The sequence below is a fragment of the Roseateles sp. GW821-FHT09B06 genome (assembly GCF_059418245.1).
Genome location: NZ_JBWKPM010000007.1, coordinates 128113 through 150443, shown reverse-complemented (window position 1 = coordinate 150443; position 22331 = coordinate 128113). Strand labels below are relative to the sequence as shown.

Genomic DNA, 22331 nt, shown 5'->3' with positions numbered 1-22331 from the left:
GGCGCGGGGCTCAGGCCCCGAGCACGCCGGTGCGCACGCAGTTGCGGCCGTCGCGGCGGGCGCTCGCCAGGCCCGCCTCGGCGCGCGCCAGCAGCTGCTTGACGTCGTCGCCGCTGCGCAGCGCGGTCAGGCCCATGCTGAGGCTGACGCGCAGCTCCTCGTGCAGCGGCTGCCAGTCATGGGCCTGCGCGGCGCGGCGGATGCGCTCGCAGATCATGCGCGCGCTGGACAGTTCGACATCGCTGAGCACCAGCACCAGCGATTCGCCGACATGGCGCAGCGCCAGGTCCTTGGCGCGGCTGTGGGCGCGCAGCAGGGCGCCGATCTCGCGCAGCACCGCGTCGCCGAGGCCGGGGCTCAGGCTCAGGCGCGCCGGCAGCAGCGGGTCCAGCTCCATGCGGACCAGGCACAGGCCGCGCTTGGTGGCCAGGGCCTGCTCCACCATCGCCGGCACCCGCGTCTGCAAGGTCTCGGGCTTGGCCAGGCCGGTCAGCGCATCCTGTCGCTCGCCCTCGGTCTCGCCGGGGCCGGCCAGGCGGGACTGCAGGTCCTCGACCACCAGCCGGTGGAAATGCCGGTAATGCTGCAGGGCCTGGGCATGCTCGCCGAGCGCTTCGCAATGCCGGCTCAGGCGCTCGAACAGCTGGGCCAGCAATGGCCGGTGGGCCGCTTGTGCGCGGGGCGCAAGGGCTTCGACCAGCGCCGCGCAGCGCTGCGCGTCGCCGTCGGACAGGGCCTTGTCGGCCGCCGTCAGAGTGGCTTCCATGTCAGTGCTCGCTTCGATCTGAGCAGGCGTGAGCGCTTGCATTGGCGGGTGGGTGTCGGGGCTGTCACACAGACGGGAGGATAGCGCGAAACAACAACTGCAACATGCGGCGCGGCGCGCGGCAACGGGCGTGATACCGGCGCGCCCGAGCATCAGGGCTCAGCAATCCTCACGGAGCCTCCCCATGTCCTTTGGTCCCACCGAGATCGCCCTGGTCCGCAGCAGCTTTGCCCGGGTCGAGCCCATCGCGCCCCAGGCCGCCGCGATGTTCTATGCCCATCTGTTCCGGGTCGACCCCAAGCTGCGTGCGCTGTTCCGCGGTGACATGCGGGCGCAGGGCGCCCGGCTGATGCAGATGATCGGCGCCGCCGTCGCCCTGCTCGACCGCCCCGAGCAGCTGCTGCCGGTGCTGGGCAAGCTGGGCGCCCGCCACCAGGGCTATGGCGTGAAGGACGAGCATTACGCCAGCGTCGGAGCAGCGCTGATCCAGACGCTGGAGCAGGCCCTGGGGCCGGCGTTCACGCCCGCCACGCGCGCCGCCTGGCTGGCCGTCTATGAGCTGGTCCGCCGCACGATGCAGGCGGCCGAGCAGCCCCAGCCCCTGGCGGCCTGAGCGGGAGCACATGATCATGATGAGCTTGCCCGCCCGAATCCTGGCCGCCCTGATCTGCCTGGCCTCGCTGGGTTCCGCCGCGGCCGCCGCGCGCCACGACGAGGTCGCCGCCGACCTGCAGATGGCGGCCGACAGCGAGCGCTTCCGCCGCACCGCCGAGACCTTCGTGGCCCATGCGATGGCCGGCGATGCGAACGCGGTGCAGGCCATGCTCAGCCGCGCCCTGTTGCTGCGCAGCGGCGAGGGCGCGATCCGGCGCGCGCTCGATGCCCAGATCCTGCCCTTCTTCGCCCAGGGCCGCGGCCTGGGCCGCAGCACCACCATCACGCGCACCACCGATGCCGCCGGGCAGGCGGGCTTCGCCTTCTACATGTGGCTGCTGCGTGCCGAGGGCGGCGAGCCGCGTCCGTTCACCATCTATGTGGTGCAGGAGCAGGGCGGCCTGGTGGTGGCCAATATCGTGCCGGATCGGCTGGTCGAGGGCCGGCACCGCTGAGGCGACAGCGCCTCAGACCACCAGATCCCAGGGCTTGGACAGGCGCATCGCGCCGTTGATGATGCCGACCATCGAATAGGTCTGGGGGAAGTTGCCCCACAGCTCGCCCGTGGCCGGCGCCAGGTCCTCGGACAGCAGGCCCACATGGTTGCGCTGCTGCAGCAGGGTCTCGAAGAGCTGGCGCGCCTCGTCGGTGCGGCCGATGCGCGCCAGCGCGTCGATGCGCCAGAAGGAGCAGACATTGAAGGCGGTCTCGGGCCGGCCGAAATCGTCCGGCGCCTCGTAGCGGCGCATGAAGGGGCCGTCGCACAGATGCTTCTCCAGCACCTCGACGGTGCTGACGAAGCGCGGGTCGCGTGGGTTGATGAAGCCCACCTCGCACATCAGCAGCACGCTGGCGTCCAGGTCCTGGCCGCCGAAGCTCTCGGCGAAGGCGCCGCGCTGCTCGTTCCATGACAGCGCGAGGATCTTCTCGCGGATGGTGCTCGCCCGCTCGCCCCAGAGCTGCGCGCGCTCGGCCAGGCCCAGCGCATGGGCGATCTTCATCAACCGGTCGCAGGCCGCCCAGCACATCAGCGAGGACGAGGTATGGATGCGCGAGCGCGTGCGCAGCTCCCACATGCCGGCGTCGGGCTGCTCGTGCAGCAGCCAGGCCTGCTCGCCGGCGCGCTCCAGCATCGCGAAGTCGCCGGCGTCGGCGCGTCTGGAGAGTCGGTGGTCGTGGAAGGCCTGCGAGGCGCCCAGCACGATATTGCCGTAGACATCGTGCTGGAAATGCTCGTGCGCCTGGTTGCCCACGCGCACCGGCCCCATGCCGCGATAGCCGCTCGGCGCCCCCGGTCCGTCCAGCAGGCGCTCGGGCAGGGCGGCCTCCAGGCCGATGCCGTAGAGCGGCTGCACATGGCCCTGGGCGTTGCGCACCACGTCCTGCAGCCAGCGCAGATAGTCCTCCATCGTGCCGATTTCGGACAGGCTGTTGAGCGCGCGCACCACGAAGAAGGCGTCGCGCAGCCAGCAGTAGCGGTAGTCCCAGTTGCGCTGCGTGTGGGGCGCCTCGGGGATGCTGGTGGTGACGGCCGCGATGATGGCGCCGGTCTCCTCGAACTGGCAGAGCTTGAGCGTGATGGCGGCGCGGATCACCGCCTCCTGCCATTCCAGCGGCAGGGCCAGGCGCGAGGTCCAGTGGCGCCAATAGGACAGGGTCTCTTCCTCGAACAGGCGCGCGGTGTCCTCGATGCCGCCGCTGAGCGACTCGTCCGGCCCGAACAGCAGGCTCGCCGGGCCATGCAAGGTGAACCAGGTCTCGTCCATCAGATAGGTCAGCGGGACGTTGGTGTTCAGGCGCCAGGTCCAGTCGCCGGTGACGAAGCGCAGGTGGTTGCTGCCGCGCGTGAGCTGCGGCACGCTGGCGCCCCAGTCGGCCCGCGGCCGCACGATGAAACGCACGCGCGGATGGCCGGACAGCGGCCGCACGCGGCGCACCAACTGGGCCGGGCGGAACATGCGGTCGCGGCTGCGGTAGCGCGGTGCGAAGTCGCTCACCTCGATGCCGTTGCCCTTGGCGTCGAACATGCAGGTGCGTACGATGGCCGTGCCCGGCACGTACTGCTGCGTGCTCTGCACCATGCCCTCCAGTTCCACCGCGAAGCAGCCGTCCGCGCCGATGCCGTCGGCCGAGTCGAGCAGGGCGTGGAACACCGGATCGGCGTCGGGCCGCGGCATGCAGCACCAGACGATGCGCGCCTGCGCGTCGACGAGCGCGTTGACGGCGCAATTGCCGATCAGCGCCAGCGCCAGGCTGGCATCACTTGGGGTCGTCATGGTCGGAAACCTCCTACGCCCTGTAGCGGACGGTAACTTTACTGGAACTCTATTCGACGTACATTTGGACAAATGTATATTGATCGCGTTACAGGAAGAGACCCTGTCGACGGGCTCCTGGCGAACGGCGCGCCCGCATCATGCTGAACACCTTACGCCTGCAGATCCGTTTCCTGGTGCCCTTGGTCCTGACCCTGGCACTGGCAGCCTACCTGGCCTTGCCGCTGTTGGACAGTCTCACGCTGCGCTGGTTCTCGCGCGACCTGAACCTGCGCGGCGTGGCCATCACCAACACCCTGTCCGACTCGCTGGGCGAGGCCCTGATCGGCGGTCAGGATCCGCGGCTGCAGACCTTCTTCACGCGGGCGGTGCGCGACGAACGCCTGTTCGCGCTGGGGCTGTGCAATCTGCAGGACAAGCTGGTGCAGCGCACCGCGGCCTTCCCGGCCGACCTGAGCTGCGCCGAGGCGCGCAATCTCTCGGTGCAGGACGTGCCCAAGCTGCCCCAGCCCAGCGGCGCGCTGCATGTGGCGGTGCATCCGGTGCAGGTGGAGGGCTCGCATGTGGCCGATCTGGTGCTGCTGCACGATCTCAGCTTCGTCGAGCGGCGCAGCCAGGACACGCAGAAGTACCTGATCGCCTTCATCACCCTGCTGGGCGTGGTGATCGCCTTCATCACGATGCTGGTGGCGCAGCTGAGCTGGCGCGGCTGGGTGACGGGCGCGCGCGCGCTGCTGCGCGGCGAGGGCCTGCTGACGCCGGTGCTCAGCCGCAGCGAGCTGGCGCCCCTGGCGGCCGACTTCCGCGAGCGCCTGCGCGACCTGGAGGATGCCTATCGGCGCTCGCTGGACCGCGACGACCATTGGGATGCCGAGCGCCTGCGCGCGATGCTGCGCGCCCAGCTGCGCGGCGACGAACTGATCGTGGTCTCCAACCGCGAACCCTATATCCACGAGCAGGGGCCGGAGGGCGTGCTGTGCAAGCGCCCGGCCTCGGGCCTGGTGACCGCGGTGGAGCCGGTCATGCGGGCCTGCTCGGGCACCTGGATCGCGCATGGCAGCGGCGGCGCCGATCGCAAGGTGGTGGACGGCAGGGACCGGGTCAAGGTGCCGCCCGGCAGCCAGGATTACACCCTGCGCCGCATCTGGCTCACCGAGGAGGAGGAGCAGGGCTATTACTTCGGCTTCGCCAACGAAGGCCTGTGGCCCTTGTGCCATGTGGCCCATGTGCGGCCGGTGTTCCGCGAGTCCGACTGGCAGGCCTACAAGCTGATCAACGAGCGTTTCGCCGACGCGGTGGTGGCCGAGGCGCGCAGCGAGGACCCGGTGGTGCTGGTGCAGGACTATCACTTCGCGCTGCTGCCCGCGCTGATCCGCCAGCGCCTGCCGCGGGCCACCATCCTGACCTTCTGGCACATCCCCTGGCCGAATCCCGAGTCCTTCGGCATCTGCCCCTGGCGCGCCGAACTGCTGGAAGGGCTGCTGGGCAGCACCATCGTCGGCTTCCACACGCGCTACCACTGCAAGAATTTCCTGGAAACGGTGGACCGCTATCTGGAGGCGCGCATCGAGCACGAGCATTCCACCGTGACCGCCAACAAGCAGAGCACCCTGGTCGAGAGCTATCCGATCTCGATCGCCTGGCCCGAGGATGCGGAACGCCTGCGCTGGCTCAGCGTGGCGCAATGCCGCGCCGAGGTGTGCGAGCGCCTGGGCCTGGCGAGCGACCACAAGCTGGCGGTCGGGGTCGATCGCTTCGACTACACCAAGGGCATTCTGGAGCGCATCCACGCGGTCGAGCGCCTGCTCGAGAAGCATCCCGAATGGGTGGGGCGTTTCAGCCTCGTGCAGGTGGCCGCGCCCTCGCGCAGCGAGCTGGACGAGTACCAGGCCTTCCAGCTGCGCATCCACCGGGTGACCGAGCGCATCAACGCGCGCTTCGGCCGCGAGGGCTATCTGCCGATCCATCTGCTGGCCGAACACCATGATCAGGCCGCCGTCAACAAGCTCTACCGCGCCGCCGATGTCTGTGTGGTCACCAGCCTGCACGACGGCATGAACCTGGTCAGCAAGGAGTTCATCGCGGCGCGCGACGACGAGCAGGGCGTGCTGGTGCTGAGCCGCTTCGCCGGCGCCGCGGCCGAGCTCACGGAGGCGCTGATCGTGAACCCCTATCACGTCGAGGACTGCGCCGACGCGCTGTTCCGCGCCATCACCATGCCGCCCGCCGAGCAGCACGAGCGCATGGCCAATCTGCGCATGACGGTGCGAGATGACAACGTGTTCCGCTGGGCCGGCCGCATGCTGGCCGACGCGGCGCGCTGGCGCCTGCGCGAGCGTGTCGAGGCGCGTGTGCTGAGCCACACCAGCGAAGAAGAGTAGTAGCAGTCATAAAAGGAGACAGTGCCGATGCGTTATCTTTTCAGCCCGGCCGGCGAACGCGCCCTGTTGCAGCTGATGCGCCAGCGCGTGCTGCTGGCCTTCGATTTCGATGGCACCCTGGCGCCCATCGTGGCGCGCCCCGACGACGCCCATGCGCCGATCGCGGTGCAGCGCCGCCTGGCGGATCTGGTGCGCCAATGCCCGGTGGCCGTGATCACCGGGCGCAGCGTGGCCGATGCGCGGCCGCGCCTGGGCTTCGAACCCACCTACCTGATCGGCAACCATGGTGCCGAGGGCCTGGCCTGGCGCTCCGACGGCCTGGCGCTGCAGCAGCTGCGCGAGCAACTGCTGCAGCAGGCGCCGGCCCTGCAGGCGGCCGGGGTGCAGCTGGAGGACAAGGGCCTGTCGCTGGCCCTGCATTACCGGCTGGCGCGCGACCGCACCGCCGCCCAGGGCCTGATCGCGGAGCTGCTGGACGGGCTGCCGTCCGAACTGCTCAGCTTCGGCGGCAAATGCGTGGTCAACGTGGTGCAGCGCGCCGCGCCGGACAAGGGCGTGGCGGTCGAAACCCTGCTGCATCACAGCGGCTGCGCCACCGTGCTCTTCGTCGGCGACGACGTCAACGACGAGGCGGTGTTCGAGCGGGCCCGCCCGGACTGGCTGACGGTGCGCATCGGGCCCGAGCCCGGCGGCAGCCAGGCGATGTTTTTCCTCGCCTCGCACGCCGAGATGGCCGCGCTCTTGGAGAAAATACAGCAGGCCCTCAGTCTCCCGAATCCAGAACCATGAGCACCCTTTCCCACTCCGCGGCCACACCGAACCAGGTGCTGCGGCGTTTTCGCCAGGTCTTCAACGCGGTGCGCAGCCATTTCGCCCAGATCGAAAAGCGCACCGGCCTGGGCGGGGCTCAGCTGTGGGCCCTGTCGCTGATCAAGCAGCAGCCCGGCATCGGCGTGGGCGAGCTGGCGCGCCTGATGGACGTGCACCAGTCCACCGCCAGCAATCTGGTCAAGGGCCTGGTGCAGCGCGAGCTGCTGCTGGCCACGAGGAACGGCCCGGACCGCCGCACCGTGCAGCTCCACCTGCAGCCCACGGCGGCGCGCCTGCTCAGGCGCGCACCCGGCCCGGTGGAGGGCGTGCTGCCGCTGGCCCTGCAGAACCTCGATCCCGCCACCCTGGACCGGCTGGACCAGGACCTGGGCCGGCTGATCACGGTGCTGGGCGCCGATGCGCGCGCCGCGGGCATCCCGCTATCGCAGCTGTGACCCACCCCCGACGCGCTGCGCGCGTCCCCTCAAGGGGGCGCCGCCGGCCACCCGGCAAAGCCGGATCGGCGGCGGCCGCTTGGACCTGGGCCAGGGTCGGCCGGGCTACTGAGCTTCGGTGAGGGTCTTGACCCGCGCCACCAGTTCGGCCGGCGTGAAGGGCTTTTCCAGCAGCGCACAGCCGGTCTCGCGCAGGAACTCGGCCGCCCCCGGGCTCAGGGTGTCGCCGGTGATGATCAGCATGCGCGTGGCCAGGGCCGGCCAGCGCTCGCGCACCGCGCGCCACAGCGCCGCACCATCCATGCCCGGCATGCGCAGATCGCTGACGATGGCCTCGAAGCGGGCCTGGCCCAGCAGCTCCAGCGCCACCAGGCCCGACTCGGCCGTGGCCACCTCGTAGCCGGCATATTCCAGGGTCTCGCGCAGCATGGCCGCCAGCTCGGTCTCGTCGTCCACCACCAGCACGCGCAGCTGGCGCGGCGGATTGGCGATCGGCGCGGGTGCCGGCCCCGGCGCGGCCGGGCCGCCGCCGGCCAGCGGCAGGCGCAGCAGGAAGCTGGCGCCCTGCGGCACGTCCTCCAGCAGCAGTTCGCCGCCATGCTCGCGCGCCACGCCGCGCGCCACCGCCAGTCCGAGGCCGGTGCCCTGCAGCTCGCCGATGCCGTCGCCCTTGGTGGTGAAGAAGGGCGTGAAAATGCGTTCGCGCAGGGCCGGCGCGATGCCGGGTCCGTTGTCGGCGACGCGCAGCCACAGCCAGGCGCCGTCGGCGGCCAGGCCGCTGGCGATGCGCAGCCGGCGCTCGCCCTCCAGGCCGGACATGGCCTGCTGGGCATTGACGATCAGGTTCATCACCAGCTGGCCGAGCCGGTCCGGGTCGGCGGGCACCTCCGGCAGCGCGTCGCCCAGCGCCAGCTCCAGGCGGATGCCGTTGGAGCGCAGACCGTAGCCCAGCAGCTCGACCGCGGCGCGCACCAGCTCGTTGAGCGGCACCGCCTGGCGTGTCTCGGGCTTGGCGCGCGCCATGTTCAGGAAGGTGCGCACGATGCGGCCGCAGCGCTCGGCGGCCTCGCGGATGCGCCGCGCGTCGTCGGCCAGGCCGGCCTGGCCGGCCGCCTTGCCCTCCAGCAGGGCGGCGCGGCCCAGCACGATGGACAGCGGGTTGTTCAGCTCATGGGCGACGCCGGCCAGCAGGCTGCCCATCGCGGTCAGCTTCTCGCTCTGGCGCAGCGCCTCGCGCTGGCGTTCGATCTCGGCCTGGGCCTGGCGCTGGGCGCTGATGTCGTTGATGAAGGCGGTGTAGTGATGGCTGCCATCCACGTCGGTGCGCGCCAGCACCATCTCGATCGGGAACTCGCTGGCGTCGGCGCGCAGGCCCTGCAGCTCCAGGCGCCGGCCGGCGCGCACCAGGCCGCCGGCGCCCTGCGCGCGCGCCAGGCCGGCCTGGTGGGCGGCGCGCAAGCGTTCCGGGATGATCAGCGCGCTGACCGGCCGGCCCAGCGCCTGCGCGCGCTCGTGGCCGAACATCGCGCCGGCGGCCGGATTCCATTCGACCACCCGGCCCTGCTCGTCCGTCGTGATGATGGCGGACAGCGCATGGTCGACGATGGCCGACTTGGTGGCCTCGCTGCGGCGCTCGCGCTCGCGCGCCTCGCGCTGGGCGGCGAAGGTGGCGCTGATGACGCGGGCCCAGGGCTGCCAGCGGGCGCTCAGTTGCGGCTCGGGCAGCGCCGGGTTGCGCGATTTGCCGGACAGATAGGCCATCACCGCCAGCGCCGGCTCGATGATGCGATGGCGCAGCAGCCATTGGCCCAGCAGCACCAGGGCCAGCAGGCCGCAGGCGATCAGGCCGAAGGGCAGCAGCTCGGGCGCGATCTGCGCCAGCAGGCTGGCCTCGCTCTGCGCCAGCACCAGGGTCCAGGGGGCGCTTTGCAGCGGCAGGGCCAGCAGGCGGCGGTCGCCATCGGACAGCGCATGGCCGGCGGCGGTGCGCGCCGCCTCCAGGGCCGCCTCCTGCGGCGCCGCGCCCGGGCCCGCCTGGGCCAGGACTTCGCCGCGTTCGCCGAGCAGCCACCATTGCGCCGCGGCCGGTGCCGCCTGGGCGGCCGCGCGCGCCAGCTGGTTGAGCCGCAGCTCGGTGGCCACCATGCCGCGGAACAGCTCGCCGGCATAGACCGGCGCAGCGTGCACCACCAGGGCCTCGCCCGGCCGCCAACGCCAGAACGCGCGCTGGGCGCCGTTGGCCTCGGGGCCTGCGGCCAGGAATTCGGGGCGACGGTACCAGGCGGGCAAGGCCCGGCCCCAGTCCGCCTGGCCCAGACCCCGCGCCACCTCGGAACTGGGCAGCCAAGGGTAGAGCAGCACATGCGCCTCGGGCCAGGCCAGGTAGTAGGAGCGCGCCAGGTCGGCCTGGCGGTTGTGAACCTGCTCGGCCAGCGCCGCGAAGGCCTGCAGCCGCCACAGCACGGCCTCGTCGGGGCGCTCCCGGCCGGGCCACAGCAGCTGGGCCAGGCCGGGCTGCAGCAGCTGGGGCAGCTCGTCCAGCGTGTGGCCCTGGGCGTCGCGGCGCAGCGCATCGGCCAGCAGCGCGTCGGGCGCGCGCGCCGCCGTGATCAGCTCGCGCTCGGCGAAGCGGCGCAGGTCCTGCACATGCTCCTCGGCGCCGCGCGCGATCAGCTGCAGCGCGGCACGCTGGCGCGCCGCACCGCGTTCCAGCTCGGCCACCGCATTGCGGTGCGCCGACAGGCCCTGGCCCAGCGCCAGCAGCAGCACCAGCAGCAGCAGGGGCAGGCTGATCAGCCACAGCAGGCCGTGGTAGCGCCGCACCAGCGCGGCGGCGCTGGCATGCAGGTCGACGGGCTCAGGGGCGAGGGCCATGGGCCTCCTCCGGGCTGTCCTGGCGGGCCAGGCGGCGTACCGCGGCCAGCAGGTCATGGGGTTGGAAGGGCTTCTCCAGCGCCGCGCAGGCGCATTCGCGCAGGAACTCCTCGGCGGCCGGGGAGAGGATGTCGCCGGTGACGAACAGCATGCGCGCCGCCAGCGAGGGCTGCAGGGCCCGGACCGCGCGCCACAGCTCGGCGCCGTCGACCTCGGGCATGCGCAGATCGCTGACGATGGCGTCGAAGCGCGCCTCCATCAGCAGGGCCAGGCCGACGGCCCCGTTCTCGGCGGTGGCCACCTCGTAGCCGGCGCCCTCCAGCGTCTCGCGCATCACCTCGGCCAGCTCGGCCTCGTCGTCCACCACCAGCAGGCGCAGCGGCATCGGCTCGGTCGGGGCGGGCGCCGCCTCGGCCGGGGCGCCGCCGGCCTCGGGAAAGCCGCTGATCGGCAGGCTCAGGCGGAAGCTGGCGCCGCGTTCGGGGCTGTGCGTCTCCAGCATCAGATCGCCGCCATGCTCGCGCACCAGCGAGCGCGACACCGACAGCCCGAGGCCGGTGCCCAGGCCGTCGGCCTTGGTGGTGAAGAAGGGCTGGAACAGCTGGGCGCGCACCTCGGGCGGGACGCCCGGGCCGTTGTCCTGCACGCGCAGCCAGACGCGCGGCTCGCGCGAGGCCGGCACCGGGCGGCGCGTCTCCACGCCGGTGGTCACGACGATGCGGCGGGCCGCCTCGCCGGCGGTCCGCAGCGCCAGTGCCTGCTGGGCATTGACCAGCAGGTTCAGCAGCACCTGGCCCAGCTGGTCGGCATCGCCCATCAGCTGCGGCAGCTCGGGGTCCAGGCGCAGCTCCAGCGCGATGCCGTGGCTGCGCAGGGTGTAGCCCAGCATGTCGGCGGCCGCGCGCACGATGTCGTTGAGCATCAGCGGCGCGCGCCGCGTGGGTCTGGCGCGCGCCATGTTCAGGAAGGTGCGCACGATGCGGCCGCAGCGCTCGGCGGCCTCGCGGATGCGCTGCGCGTCATCGCGCAGCGGGCTGCCCTGCAGCTTGTCCTCCAGCAGGTCGGCGCGCCCCATCACGATGGACAGCGGGTTGTTCAGCTCGTGGGCCACGCCGGCCAGCAGGCTGCCCATGGCGCCGAGCTTCTCGGTCTGGCGCAGCGATTCGCGCTGACGCTCGATCTCCTGGCGCGCCTGCAGCCGCTCCGACACGTCGACCAGCGAGGCGGTGTAGTTCACCGCGCCGCCGACCTCGCTGCGCCACAGCACCATCTCGACCGCGAACTCCTCGCCGTCGCGGCGCAGCGCCTGCATCTCCAGGCGCCGGCCCAGCATGGCGCCGCCTTCGCCCTGATGCAGGCGGGCCAGGCCGGCGCGATGGGCGGCGCGAAAGCGCGGCGGGATGATCAGCTCGGCCACGTCGGCGCCGCGCACCTCGGCCAGCGTGCGGCCGAACATGGCCTCGGCGGCCGGGTTGAATTCGACGACGCGGCCCTCGGCGTCGGTGGACACCATGGCTTCCAGCGCATGGTCGAGGATGGCCGACTTGCGCGCCTCGCTGAGGCGCTCGCGCTGCAGCAGCTCGAGTTGGCGCGCGAAGGTCTCGCGCAGGCTGTCCACCCAGAGCTGCCAGCGCGGCCCCAGCGCCGGCGGCGGCGCATGCGGGTCCAGCGAGAGCGCGCGCAGATAGCCCAGCAGCCGGCTGGCCGGCTGCACGAAGCGGCGCGCCAGCAGCCATTGCGCGGCCAGCAGGCCGGCCAGCAGGGCCAGCGCCAGCGCGGCATTGGGCAGCAGGCTGGGCAGGATGCGCCGGCGCAGCTCGGCGCTCGGCGTCGCCGAGACATAGCGCCAGGGCGCGTCGGCCCGCCCCGCCGCCACCAGCACCCAGTCGCCGGCATGGCGCGGCAGCCCGTCGGCCAGCTCCGGATCGAGCGCGGCGGCCAGCTCGGGTGGCACGCGCTCGCGCCAGCGTCTTTTCACATGCTCGTCGCCATGGCCGGGGCCATCGGGGCCCTGCAGCGGCTGGGCCGAATCGGCCAGCACATGGCCGGCGCTGTCGACGATCCAGGCCTGCTCGCCGGGGCGCGCCCAGCGCGCGACGCTGGCCTGCAGGCCGTCGAGCCGGAAGTCCAGCGAGACCTCGCCGACCAGCTCGCCGCCGGCATAAACCGGTGCGGTGTGCGAGACCACCAGGTGACCGGCCAGCTGGCTGGCATAGGGCGAGCCCCAGTTCGAGTCGGCCGGCGCGCGCGCCAGCCGCGCGCGGGTGCGCTGCGAGGCCAGCGCGCGCTGCGGCGCCAGCTCGCGCATGCTGGCCAGGCCCATGCTCTGCAGGATGCTGTCGGTGGCGATCCAGGGGTAGCCGAAGGAGGTGTTGACGTCGATGCCGGCGAACCAGGTGGCCTCGAAGCCGGGCGCGCGCTGGTGGGCGACGCGCGCCTGGGTGACGAAGGCGGCCGCGCGCCGCAGCCAGGCGGTTTCGAAGGGGCGACCGTCGGCCGCGGACCACCAGACCTGACCCCAGCGCTGGCCGGTGTCGGGGCCGTTGTCGGCGATGTCCACGCCGTCGGGCCGGCCGGCGCGCCGCTGCGGCCGCAGGGCGGTGACCAGCGCGGGACCGGGGTCGGGTGGCGTCTCCCAGAGGGCTTCCATCAGGCGGCGCAGATCCTGCACATGGTCCATCGCCGGACGGGCGAGCAGCTGCAGGTCCTGCGCATGCTGCTGGGCCGCGCGTTGCAGCTCGGCCTCGGCCTCGGCCATGCGCTGGCGGTATTGCAGGCCGCTGAGCACCAGCAGCAGCAGGGCCAGCGGCGCGGCGAACCAGGCCATCAGGCGGCGCGTGGCCACCAGCTGACGCAGGGCCGGATCGCTGGGGCGCGCCGGCCTCATCAGGCCGAGACGAAGACGTAGCCTACGTTGCGGACGGTCTTCAGGACCTCGGGCTTGTCGGGGTTGCGCTCGACCTTGCGGCGCAGCCGCATGATGCGCAGATCGATCGAGCGGTCGAACACGTCCCAGCCCCGGTTGTGGGCCTGCTCCATGATCTGGTCGCGGTTCAGCGGCCGGTTGGGATTGCGGGCGAACAGGGCCAGCAGGTCGAACTCGGCCGCGGTGATCGGCACCTCCTGGCCGCTGCCGTCCCAGAGCTTGCGCTCGTCCAGGTCCAGCGCGCAGGCGCCGAAGGCGATGCGCCGGCCGGGTTCGGCCATGGGTTTGGCGGGCAGGCCCGCGCCGGGGCCGTTGCCGGCCTGGGTGCGGCGCAGCACGGCGCGCACGCGCGCCAGCAGCTCGCGCAGGTCGAAGGGCTTGGCCACATAGTCATCGGCGCCCAGCTCCAGGCCGACCACGCGGTCCACCGCGTCGCTGGCGGTGGTGAGCATCAGGATGGCCACCTGCGGATGGGCTTCGCGCAGCCAGCGCGCCAGCGACAGGCCGTTTTCGCCCGGCATGTTCAGGTCCAGCAGGGCCAGCTCGGGCCGGCGCTCGGCCAGCAGGCTGCGCGCCTGGGCGGCATCGGCGGCGGCGCGCACGGCGAAGCCCTGGCGCGTGAAATATTCGGCCAGCAGCTCACGCAACTCGGCTTCGTCGTCGACCAGCAGCAAGGACGGGCTCATGGTGGGGCGCTCTTCGGGATGGCGGGCTTCGCCATCATGCCAGCCGGATTCCTCAAACGACACCGGCCAAACCCCGCAACACCGCCTCGCCCAGTTCGGCATCGGCCGATGGCCCCAGCAGTTCCACCAGATCCTCGGCGAAGGCCTCGCTGCGGATCAGCGCCGGGCGGGTGTCGACATAGCGCAGTTCGCGCAGGCGCAGCCGGGTGCGCTCCTCGGCGCGCTGCAGCGCGGCATGCTGCTGGATGCGAAGCGTGATCTGGGGCTCCAGCAGGCGCTCGCAGGCGGGCCAGATCGCGGGGATCGCGGGGATACGAGGGTCTTGCTGCATGGCGGACTCCTGATGTCGAGCCGCCACTGTGGCCGCGGTGGGTATCAGCAGGGTTTCCGGTGGCGGGCCCCTGTGTTTCAAATATTTCCGGCGCGCGCCCGGGTCGGCAGGGGCTCGACGACAGGGCGGCCGACGCGGCGCGTACCGCCCGATACCAGAATCCGCATGGGCGGCGGATGCTACGCGTAACGCTCTGCGTCAAGGGGGGTTATTCGATGCGCGGGATCAAAGCGTGCTGGCTAAGATGGGTCGAAGATCCTCGCCTCGATCCCCGCCTCGTTTGCCCCGTCCTTGGAGCCCCCCGCCATGCCCGCATCCCCGTTCGACCCTCCTTGCGCCGACACCGTCATCGCCTCGCCGGCCTCGCTGCCGGCGCAGGACATCAGCGCCGAGGTGCTGCTGGAGAAATATGCGAAGGGCGAGGAACAGACCCTGGACGAGCTGCGCCTGCGGGTGGCGCGCGCGCTGGCCGAGGCCGAGGCGCCCGAGCAGCGCCAGGCCTGGACCGCGCGCTTTCTCGACGCGCAGCGGCGCGGCTTCATCCCGGCCGGGCGCATCCTCTCGGCCGCCGGCACCGACCTGGCGGCGACCCTGATCAACTGCTTCGTGCAGCCGGTGGGCGATTCGATCGCCACCGTCGAGGATGGCCATCCGGGCATCTATGCCGCCCTGACGGATGCGGCCGAGACCATGCGCCGCGGCGGCGGTGTCGGCTATGACTTTTCGCGCATCCGGCCCAAAGGCGCCTGGGTAGGCTCGACCCGCAGCCATGCGTCGGGGCCGGTCAGCTATATGCGCGTGTTCGACCGCAGCTGCGAGACGGTGGAAAGCGCCGGCGCGCGGCGCGGCGCGCAGATGGGCGTGCTGCGCTGCGACCACCCGGACATCGAGGAATTCATCCACGCCAAGGACCAGGGCGACCTGCGCAACTTCAACATCTCGGTGGGCGTGACCGATGTCTTCATGGAGGCCGTGCTGGCCGGCTCGGCGGTGGAGTTGGTGCACAAGGCCGAGCCCGGCGAGGCGCAGCGCGCGGCCGGCGCCTACCAGCGCGGCGACGGGCTGTGGGTCTACCGCAAGACGCCGGCGCGCGCCCTGTGGGACCAGATCATGCGCAGCACCTATGACCATGCCGAGCCCGGCGTGCTGTTCCTGGACCGCATCAACAACGACAACAACCTCTACTACTGCGAGAGCATCGAGGCCACCAACCCCTGCGCCGAGCAGCCGCTGCCGCCCTATGGCTGCTGCTGCCTGGGCTCGGTGAACCTGGCGCTGTTCGTGCGCGATCCCTTCGGGCCGGACGCCGGCTTCGACGAGACCGGCTTCGCCGAGGTCTGCGCGGTGGCCACCCGCATGCTGGACAACGTGCTGGACGTGACGCCCTGGCCGCTGCCGGCACAGGCCCAGGAGGCGCGCAACAAGCGCCGCGTCGGCCTCGGCTTCACCGGCCTGGGCGACACGCTGGTGATGCTGAACCTGCGTTACGACAGCGAGGCCGCGCGCGCCCAGGCACGCCGCATCAGCGAGATCATGCGCGACGCGGCCTACGGCGCCTCCGCGGACCTGGCGGCCGAGAAGGGCGCCTTCCCGCTCTTCAATGCCGACCTGTATCTCTCCGGCGGCAATTTCGCCTCGCGCCTGCCGCAGGGGCTGAAGGACAAGATCCGCGCCCAGGGCCTGCGCAACTCGCACCTGCTGTCGATCGCCCCCACCGGCACCATCAGCCTGGCCTTCGCCGACAACGCGAGCAACGGCATCGAGCCGGCCTTCAGCTGGGCCTACACGCGCAAGAAGCGCATCGGCCAGGCCGAGGGCGGCGGCTTCAAGGAATACCAGGTCGAGGACCATGCCTGGCGCCTCTATCGCCATATGTACGGCAGCGAGGCGGCGCTGACGCCGGCCTTCGTCACCGCGCTGGAGCTGAGCGCGGCCGACCATGCGGCGATGGTCGCGGCGGTGGCGCCCTATATCGACACATCGATCTCGAAGACGGTCAATGTGCCGGCCGACTATCCCTATGCCGACTTCCAGGACCTCTACACCCAGGCCTGGAAGAGCGGGCTGAAGGGCCTCGCGACCTACCGGCCCAACAGCGTGCTGGGCTCGGTGCTGAGCGTGGAGGCGGCGCCGGCCGTCAAGGTCGAGCCGCTGCAGCCGGTGGATGCCAGCAACGCGCGGCTGCGGTTGGAGCGCCTGCCCAAGGCCGTGCTGGCCTCGCTGCGCTGGCCCAGCCGGCCCGAACTGCCCGGCGGCAACCCGGCCTGGAGCTACATGATCCGGCATCCGCATGGCGACTTCGCGCTGTTCGTCGGCGAACTGCCGGCCGAGGGGCCGGACGCCGGCCTGTTCGGCAAGAACCTGCCCTTCGAGGTCTGGGTCAACGGCGCCGAGCAGCCGCGCGGCCTGTCGGCGCTGGCCAAGACCCTGTCGATGGACCTGCGCGCCAACGACGCGGCCTGGCTGCGCCTGAAGCTCGACGCGCTGGCCACGGTGGCCGAGGAGCGCGCCTTCCAGATGCCGGTGCCGCCCGGTGGCGAGCCGCGCCTGTTCCCCGGCGTGGTGGCGGCCACCGCCGCGGTGATCCGCTGGCGCTGCGAGCAGCTCGGTGCGCTGCAGGAGGGCGGGCCGACGCCGGTGATGGACGCGATGTTCAGCATCGAGGAGCCGCGCACCACGGTGTCCGGCACGTTGGCCTGGGCGGTGGACGTGGACAACCCGGCCACCGGCGAGCAGTTCACCGTGACCCTGAAGGAGGTCAGCCTGCCGACCCCCGAAGGCACGCATATCACGCGGCCCTGCGCTTTGGGCTTCTCGGGCAACTACCCGAAGGCGCTGGACGGGCTGGCGCGCCTGCTGTCGCTGGACATGCGGGTGATGGATCCGGCCTGGATCGGCATGAAGCTCAGGAAGCTCTTGAACGTCGGCGAGCCGCTGGCGCATTTCATGGCACCGGTGCCAAGTCTTGCCGGCGAGCGGCGTCAGCAGGTCTGGCCTTCGACCGTGGCCTATGTGGCGCGGCTGATCATCCACCGCTACGCGATGCTGGGCGTGCTCAGCGAGGAAGGCCAGCCGCTGGTCGATATGGGCCTGCTGCAGGCGGCGCCGGGGGCCCAGGCGGCGGTCGGCGCGACGGTGCAGGCCATGGCCGGCCGGCCCTGCCCGGAATGCGGCAACGCGACGATGATCCACAAGGACGGCTGCGACTTCTGCACCGCCTGCGGCTATGTGGGGCAGTGCGGCTAGCCGTCGGGGAGCTTGGGCATGGCCAAGGATTCATCGCCTCGCAAGCCGGTGGTGCTCGGCCCCGGCGAGGGACGCGCCTACCCGATGGGCCGGATCGCGGCCCTGTTCAAGGCCGACGGTGCCGAGACCGAATCGCGCTATTCGATCTCGGAATGGTGGCTGGAGCCGAATACCCAGGGACCGGGCGCTCATTCCCATCCCGAGGACGACATCTTCTACGTCATCGAGGGCACGATGAGCGTGCTCGTCGGCGAGCAATGGACGCATGCGGTACGCGGCTCGTTCGTGCTGGTGCCGGGCGGCGTGAGGCATGATTTCGAGAACCGCGGCGCCGTGCGCGCCGGTGTCCTGAACCTGTCGATTCCCGGCGCCTTCGAGCCGGCCATGCCCGACATCGTGCAATGGTTCAAGGAGCACCCGCCGCAGCCGGCAGGCCTGTGAGCCGGCGCCGGGGACCGCGTCAGCGCCCCTTCGATTCCTCGATCTCGATGCTCTGCAGGGTGCGCCAGTCGGTGCAGACGAAGTAGGCGGTTTCCAGCAGGATGTCGCGCAGCGAGCCGTCGCCGCGCACCATGCGGCCATCCTTGCAGATCAGGGTGCTGCGCTGGTTCTTGGCCTCGGCCAGGTGCCTGCCGACCGACATGCTGTCGCGCATCAGGTGCAGGGCGGTCAGCAACACCGCCAGGCCGCCCACGACGATGGCCACGCCGCCGACGATCTCCAGGAACTCCCCCAGCGCGGATGGCGGCTGCACCACGACCACCGGGGCCGGCGGCGCGGCGCGTGGCGCCGGCTCATCCCGTCGCGCGCTGGGGCGCGGGGAGCCGGACTTGAGCGCGGCGCGGCTGATGCCGGGCGAGTTGCTGCGATTGCTGGCCATGGCTGAAGAGTCGTTACATCGATTGCTGGCGACGCCGGCGCGCCGGGACTTAAATGCCTGGCCGATGTTTGTGCGATTGGTGGACCGATGGCGGTCCGCGAGGCGGGCGAACGAGCGGCCGCCATGAGCCCCGGCACTCCCTCCCATGGAGCGTAGAACCGGCGCCTTGCGTCGTTCGTGCCCCCGGGGTTTGGAACTACGGTCGGGTTCCGCTTAAGGGGACCGGCGCTGGTGGTGGTGAATCGAAGCGGGGAGCCGGCAATGACGAAGTGCACGACGACGACCATCCGTCCCTGGCTGTGTCTGCCGCTGGCGCCGGGCGCCGCCGGGGCCGCTGCCGACGGCGACGGCCGCCTCTCCTTCAAGGAAGTGGTCAGCGCCCGCATGGCCGCCTTTGACGCGGCGGACGGCAATCGGGACGATGTCCCCTCGAGCGAGGAGATCAAGGCCTACGAGGCCCGACGCAAGCAGGGCGGCGGCCAGAAGAGGGCGCGTCAGTAGCCGGCCGGCCAGACCTCGGCCGCTCCTACTGCTCGGGGAAGCGCTCGCCGCGCTCGGCCATGCCCACCAGCAGCGCGGCCGGCGCGAAACGCTCGCCATGGGCCGCCGCCAGTTCGCGGGCCCGCGCGACGAAGGCCGGCAGCCCGTGGCCGTTGATGAACTGCAGCGCACCGCCCTGGAAGGGGGCGAAGCCCCAGCCGAAGATCGAGCCGATATTGGCATCGGCCACCGAGCGCAGCACGCCTTCCTCCAGGCAGCGCGCCGCCTCGTTGGCCTGGGCGAACATCAGGCGGTCGATCAGCTCCTGCTGCGCCGGCTGCTCGACCGCCACCGGGTAGTGGCGGCTCAGCTCGGGCCACAGGCTCTTGTCGCCCCCTTCATGCGATGAGGTCCAGTCGTAGAAGCCCTTGCCGGCCTTCTTGCCGACGCGGCCGATCTCGCAGAGCTGGCGCAGCACGCTCTCGCCCGGGTGCTCGCGGTAGGGCAAGCCTGCGGCCGCCAGGTCCTTGCGGGCCTGGTCCGAGACATGCACCGCGAGGCTCAGGCTGACCTCGTCCTGCAAGGCCAGCGGCGGCATCGGCATGCCGGCCTGCAGGCCGGCCACCTCGATGGAACGCGGATGCACGCCCTCCTTCAGCATCGCGATGCCTTCCATCACATAGGTGGCAAAGACCCGGCTGGTGTAGAAGCCGCGCGCATCGTTGACGACGATGGGCGTCTTGGCGATCTGCTGCACATAGTCGAAGCCCAGGGCCAGGGTCTCGGGCGAGGTCTTGGCGCCGACGATGATCTCGACCAGGGGCATCTTGTCCACCGGCGAGAAGAAATGCAGGCCGATGAAATTGACCGGACGGCTGCTGGCCTGGGCCAGGCCGGTGATCGGCAGGGTCGAGGTGTTGGAGGCGAACACGGCGCCGGCGGCCAGCCGGGCTTCCGCCTTCCGTGTCACCTCGGCCTTGATCGCGCGGTCCTCGAACACGGCCTCGATCACCAGCTCGCAGCCGGCCAGGGCCGCGTAGTCGGCGGTGGGATGGATGCGCGCGAGCAGGGCCTCGCGCTGCTCGGGCGTGCTGCGGCCCTTCTTGACCTCGCGGTCCAGCAGCTCCTGCGAATGGCGCTTGCCCTTCTCGGCCGCCTCGGGCGAGACATCCAGCAGCACGACCTGGATGCCGGCCTTGGCCGAGACATGGGCGATGCCGGCGCCCATCATGCCGGCGCCCAGGATGCCCAGCTTCCTGATCTGGGATTTCGGCACGCCCGCGGGCCGCGAGGCGCCCTTCTTGATCGCGTTCAGCTGGTACCAGAGCGTGCCGATCAGATTGCGCGAGGCCGGGCTGACCACGCAGGCGGCGAAGTAGCGCGACTCGATCTCCAGCGCGCGGTCGATGTCGGTCAGCCCGCCCTCGAACACGCTGGACATGATGTGGGTCAGGGCCGGGTAGTTGCCGAAACTCTTGGCGGAGGCCATCGAGGGTGCGATCGAGAACAGTTGGGCCACGGCCGGCGCGCGCGAATCGCCGCCGGGGTAGCGGAACTTCGGCGCGTCCCAGGGCTGCACCGGCTTGCGGTTCGCCGCGATCCAGGCGCGCGCCCGGGCCAGGGCCGTGTCGGCATCGGCGGCCAGCTCGTTGACCAGGCCGCTGGACAGCGCCTGCGCCGCCCTGATGTCCGAGCCCTCGCCCATCCATTGCAGGGCCTGCTGCATGCCCACCAGGCGCGGCAGGCGCTGCGTGCCGCCGCCGCCGGGCAGCAAGCCCAGCTTGACCTCGGGCAGGCCCAGGCGGGCCCGTCCGTCGTCGATGACGATGCGCCAATGGCAGCCCATCGCGATCTCCAGGCCGCCGCCCTTGCACTGGCCGTTGAGGATCGCGACGACCGGCTTGCCGCATTTCTCGAAGCGGCGGATGAAGCGCTTCAGCGCCATCGAGGCGTCGAAGGCCTGCTGCGCCGTTGCCAGCGCACGCAGGCGGTCGATGTCGGCGCCGGCCAGGAAATCCTTCTTGCCGGAGCGCAGGATCAGGCCGGTGACCGTGGCGTCCTCCAGCAGATCGGCCAGCCCCGCCAGCGGGCGGGCCAGTTCCTCGTTGAGGATGTTCATCGAATGGCCGGGCAGGTCCATCGTGGCGACGACGACACCGTCCTCGCCTCGTTCGATCTTCAGCGCAGTGCTGCTGCTCATGTCTGTTCTCCTTGCTGAGCCTGTGCTGCAGCTGCGGCACTGACTCGGTCTGATCGAGTGGAGCCCGAGGATCCGGCTTTGCCGGGCCTGCGGGCTCGCCCCCTGAGGGGGCGCGCGAAGCGCGTAGGGGGGCGGGTCGTCAGACCCGTTCAATAATCGTCGCGATGCCCATGCCGCCGCCGACGCAGAGCGTCGCGCAGCCGGTGCTCAGGTCGCGGCGTTCCAGCTCGTCCAGCAGGGTGCCGAGGATGATGCAGCCGGTGGCGCCGAGCGGATGGCCCAGCGCGATCGCGCCGCCGTTGACGTTGACGCGCTCCAGGTCCACGCCCAGGTCGCGCGCGGTCTTCATCGGCACCACGGCGAAGGCCTCGTTGATTTCCCAGAGGTCGATATCGGCCGCGCTCATGCCGGCCTGTTTCAGGGCCTTGCGGCAGGCCGGGGTCGGGCCGGTCAGCATGATGGTGGGCTCGGAGCCGATCACGGCCGCGGCGCGGATGCGCGCGCGGGCCTTCAGCCCCGCCGCCGCGCCGCCGGCCTTGGAGCCGACCAGCATCAGGGCCGCGCCGTCGACGATGCCCGAGGAGTTGCCGGCATGGTGCACATGCTGGATGCGCTCCACCGTCGTGTACTTGCGCAGCGCGGTGGCGTCGAAACCCATGCCGCCCATCATGGCGAACGAAGGCTCCAGCTTGGCGAGCGTTTCCGGTGTGGTGCCGGCTCGGATGGTTTCGTCCTGGGCCAGCAGGGGGAGGCCGGCGATGTCCAGCACCGGCACGATGGAGCGCTCGAAGAAGCCCGCCGCGCGCGCGGCCGCGGCGCGGCGGTGCGATTCGCTGGCATAGGCATCGACCGCGGCGCGGTCGAAACCCTCCAGGGTGGCGATCAGGTCGGCGCTGATGCCCTGCGGGATGAAGCCCAGGCGCTCGTTGACCCGCGGGTCCATAAACCAGGCGCCGCCGTCGCTGCCCATGGGCCAGCGGCTCATAGCTTCGACGCCGCCCGCGACCACCAGCTGCTCGAAGCCGCTGGCCACCTTGGCCGCGGCCAGGTTGATCGACTCCAGGCCGGAGGCGCAGAAGCGCGACTGGGTGACGCCGCCCACCGTCTCGGCCCAGCCGGCGTCCAGCACCGCGGTGCGGGCGATGTCGGCGCCCTGTTCGCCGACCGGCGTCACGCAGCCCAGCACCACGTCGTCCACCAGGGCCGTGTCCAGGTCCTGACGCTGCTGCAGCGCCTGCAGCAGGCCGCGCAGCAGCCAGCTGGGGCTGGCCTGGTGCAGGCCGCCGTCCTTCTTGCCCTTGCCGCGCGGCGTCCGCACGTGCTCATACAGATAGGCGTCGAACATGTCTTGGTCTCCTTGAACGGC

General features: G+C 71.4%; 17 protein-coding genes. 8 read left to right on the top strand and 9 right to left on the bottom strand.

Translation table 11 applies throughout. The annotated features are described in order from the left end of the window. Window positions 1–10 precede the first annotated feature (10 nt). A complete protein-coding gene (locus tag AC07OQ_RS08830; RefSeq protein ID WP_495052737.1) occupies window positions 11–766 on the bottom strand; it encodes a GGDEF domain-containing protein in 756 nt (251 codons plus the stop codon). Between the two features lie 184 nt (window positions 767–950). Here AC07OQ_RS08830 and AC07OQ_RS08825 point away from each other — a divergent pair, with 184 nt between their 5' ends. After that, window positions 951–1379 (top strand): globin family protein, encoded by a 429-nt coding sequence (locus AC07OQ_RS08825; protein ID WP_495052736.1) that lies wholly within the window; start codon window positions 951–953, stop codon window positions 1377–1379. A 16-nt stretch (window positions 1380–1395) separates the two neighbouring features. Continuing rightward, the gene (locus tag AC07OQ_RS08820; protein ID WP_495052735.1) at window positions 1396–1875 is read left to right on the top strand and encodes a hypothetical protein; all 480 of its coding nucleotides are present in this window, start codon (window positions 1396–1398) and stop codon (window positions 1873–1875) included. Window positions 1876–1887: 12 nt separating this feature from the next. On the opposite strand, the gene AC07OQ_RS08815 is transcribed toward AC07OQ_RS08820, so the two are convergent. Next, window positions 1888–3696: a glycoside hydrolase family 15 protein gene (locus AC07OQ_RS08815; protein WP_495052734.1), complete on the bottom strand. Its 1809-nt coding sequence runs from the start codon at window positions 3694–3696 to the stop codon at window positions 1888–1890. A gap of 140 nt (window positions 3697–3836) precedes the next feature. Here AC07OQ_RS08815 and AC07OQ_RS08810 point away from each other — a divergent pair, with 140 nt between their 5' ends. Genes AC07OQ_RS08810 through AC07OQ_RS08800 form a run of 3 tightly spaced genes read left to right on the top strand, consistent with a single transcriptional unit; the run spans window position 3837 to window position 7342 of the window. Next, window positions 3837–6077, top strand: a complete 2241-nt coding sequence (locus AC07OQ_RS08810; protein WP_495052733.1) for an alpha,alpha-trehalose-phosphate synthase (UDP-forming) — start codon at window positions 3837–3839, stop codon at window positions 6075–6077. A 27-nt stretch (window positions 6078–6104) separates the two neighbouring features. Further along, window positions 6105–6866 (top strand): trehalose-phosphatase, encoded by a 762-nt coding sequence (gene otsB, locus AC07OQ_RS08805; protein ID WP_495052732.1) that lies wholly within the window; start codon window positions 6105–6107, stop codon window positions 6864–6866. Further along, window positions 6863–7342, top strand: a complete 480-nt coding sequence (locus AC07OQ_RS08800; RefSeq protein WP_495052731.1) for a MarR family winged helix-turn-helix transcriptional regulator — start codon at window positions 6863–6865, stop codon at window positions 7340–7342. The genes otsB and AC07OQ_RS08800 overlap by 4 nt, the downstream gene beginning before the upstream one ends. A 105-nt stretch (window positions 7343–7447) precedes the next feature. Here the strand turns inward: AC07OQ_RS08800 and AC07OQ_RS08795 are convergent, their stop codons facing one another. The 4 genes from AC07OQ_RS08795 to AC07OQ_RS08780 are packed head-to-tail and all read right to left on the bottom strand — an operon-like array spanning window position 7448 to window position 14159. Beyond that, complete coding sequence (locus AC07OQ_RS08795; RefSeq protein ID WP_495052730.1) at window positions 7448–10216, bottom strand: hybrid sensor histidine kinase/response regulator; 2769 nt, start codon at window positions 10214–10216, stop codon at window positions 7448–7450. Next, window positions 10200–13103, bottom strand: a complete 2904-nt coding sequence (locus AC07OQ_RS08790; RefSeq protein ID WP_495052729.1) for a hybrid sensor histidine kinase/response regulator — start codon at window positions 13101–13103, stop codon at window positions 10200–10202. Before AC07OQ_RS08790 ends, AC07OQ_RS08795 begins: the two co-directional genes overlap by 17 nt. Then, the gene (locus tag AC07OQ_RS08785; protein ID WP_495052728.1) at window positions 13103–13828 is read right to left on the bottom strand and encodes a response regulator; all 726 of its coding nucleotides are present in this window, start codon (window positions 13826–13828) and stop codon (window positions 13103–13105) included. The genes AC07OQ_RS08790 and AC07OQ_RS08785 overlap by 1 nt, the downstream gene beginning before the upstream one ends. Window positions 13829–13880: 52 nt before the next feature. Next, window positions 13881–14159: a hypothetical protein gene (locus AC07OQ_RS08780; RefSeq protein WP_495052727.1), complete on the bottom strand. Its 279-nt coding sequence runs from the start codon at window positions 14157–14159 to the stop codon at window positions 13881–13883. A 306-nt stretch (window positions 14160–14465) separates the two neighbouring features. Here AC07OQ_RS08780 and AC07OQ_RS08775 point away from each other — a divergent pair, with 306 nt between their 5' ends. Further along, window positions 14466–17405 (top strand): adenosylcobalamin-dependent ribonucleoside-diphosphate reductase, encoded by a 2940-nt coding sequence (locus AC07OQ_RS08775; protein ID WP_495052726.1) that lies wholly within the window; start codon window positions 14466–14468, stop codon window positions 17403–17405. 18 nt (window positions 17406–17423) lie between these two features. Further along, entirely contained in the window at window positions 17424–17846 is a 423-nt protein-coding gene (locus tag AC07OQ_RS08770; protein ID WP_495052725.1) for a cupin domain-containing protein, read from the top strand. 19 nt (window positions 17847–17865) lie between these two features. On the opposite strand, the gene AC07OQ_RS08765 is transcribed toward AC07OQ_RS08770, so the two are convergent. Continuing rightward, window positions 17866–18285, bottom strand: a complete 420-nt coding sequence (locus AC07OQ_RS08765) for a hypothetical protein (RefSeq protein WP_495052724.1) — start codon at window positions 18283–18285, stop codon at window positions 17866–17868. A 261-nt stretch (window positions 18286–18546) separates the two neighbouring features. Between AC07OQ_RS08765 and AC07OQ_RS08760 the strand changes: the two genes are divergently transcribed. Continuing rightward, window positions 18547–18786 carry a hypothetical protein gene (locus AC07OQ_RS08760; protein ID WP_495052723.1) on the top strand — a complete coding sequence of 80 codons (240 nt, stop codon included), beginning with the start codon at window positions 18547–18549 and terminating at the stop codon, window positions 18784–18786. Between the two features lie 25 nt (window positions 18787–18811). Here the strand turns inward: AC07OQ_RS08760 and AC07OQ_RS08755 are convergent, their stop codons facing one another. Beyond that, on the bottom strand, window positions 18812–20965 hold the full coding sequence (locus AC07OQ_RS08755) for a 3-hydroxyacyl-CoA dehydrogenase NAD-binding domain-containing protein (RefSeq protein ID WP_495052722.1): 2154 nt from the start codon (window positions 20963–20965) through the stop codon (window positions 18812–18814). A gap of 139 nt (window positions 20966–21104) precedes the next feature. Continuing rightward, window positions 21105–22310 carry an acetyl-CoA C-acetyltransferase gene (locus AC07OQ_RS08750; RefSeq protein ID WP_495052721.1) on the bottom strand — a complete coding sequence of 402 codons (1206 nt, stop codon included), beginning with the start codon at window positions 22308–22310 and terminating at the stop codon, window positions 21105–21107. Between the last annotated feature and the right edge of the window lie 21 nt (window positions 22311–22331).

Coding starts and splice junctions, on each gene's coding strand:
- AC07OQ_RS08830 (WP_495052737.1), bottom strand. CDS start 766: ATGGAAGCCACTCTGACGGCGGCCGACAAGGCCCTGTCCGACGGCGAC.
- AC07OQ_RS08825 (WP_495052736.1), top strand. CDS start 951: ATGTCCTTTGGTCCCACCGAGATCGCCCTGGTCCGCAGCAGCTTTGCC.
- AC07OQ_RS08820 (WP_495052735.1), top strand. CDS start 1,396: ATGATGAGCTTGCCCGCCCGAATCCTGGCCGCCCTGATCTGCCTGGCC.
- AC07OQ_RS08815 (WP_495052734.1), bottom strand. CDS start 3,696: ATGACGACCCCAAGTGATGCCAGCCTGGCGCTGGCGCTGATCGGCAAT.
- AC07OQ_RS08810 (WP_495052733.1), top strand. CDS start 3,837: ATGCTGAACACCTTACGCCTGCAGATCCGTTTCCTGGTGCCCTTGGTC.
- otsB (WP_495052732.1), top strand. CDS start 6,105: ATGCGTTATCTTTTCAGCCCGGCCGGCGAACGCGCCCTGTTGCAGCTG.
- AC07OQ_RS08800 (WP_495052731.1), top strand. CDS start 6,863: ATGAGCACCCTTTCCCACTCCGCGGCCACACCGAACCAGGTGCTGCGG.
- AC07OQ_RS08795 (WP_495052730.1), bottom strand. CDS start 10,216: ATGGCCCTCGCCCCTGAGCCCGTCGACCTGCATGCCAGCGCCGCCGCG.
- AC07OQ_RS08790 (WP_495052729.1), bottom strand. CDS start 13,103: ATGAGGCCGGCGCGCCCCAGCGATCCGGCCCTGCGTCAGCTGGTGGCC.
- AC07OQ_RS08785 (WP_495052728.1), bottom strand. CDS start 13,828: ATGAGCCCGTCCTTGCTGCTGGTCGACGACGAAGCCGAGTTGCGTGAG.
- AC07OQ_RS08780 (WP_495052727.1), bottom strand. CDS start 14,159: ATGCAGCAAGACCCTCGTATCCCCGCGATCCCCGCGATCTGGCCCGCC.
- AC07OQ_RS08775 (WP_495052726.1), top strand. CDS start 14,466: ATGCCCGCATCCCCGTTCGACCCTCCTTGCGCCGACACCGTCATCGCC.
- AC07OQ_RS08770 (WP_495052725.1), top strand. CDS start 17,424: ATGGCCAAGGATTCATCGCCTCGCAAGCCGGTGGTGCTCGGCCCCGGC.
- AC07OQ_RS08765 (WP_495052724.1), bottom strand. CDS start 18,285: ATGGCCAGCAATCGCAGCAACTCGCCCGGCATCAGCCGCGCCGCGCTC.
- AC07OQ_RS08760 (WP_495052723.1), top strand. CDS start 18,547: ATGACGAAGTGCACGACGACGACCATCCGTCCCTGGCTGTGTCTGCCG.
- AC07OQ_RS08755 (WP_495052722.1), bottom strand. CDS start 20,965: ATGAGCAGCAGCACTGCGCTGAAGATCGAACGAGGCGAGGACGGTGTC.
- AC07OQ_RS08750 (WP_495052721.1), bottom strand. CDS start 22,310: ATGTTCGACGCCTATCTGTATGAGCACGTGCGGACGCCGCGCGGCAAG.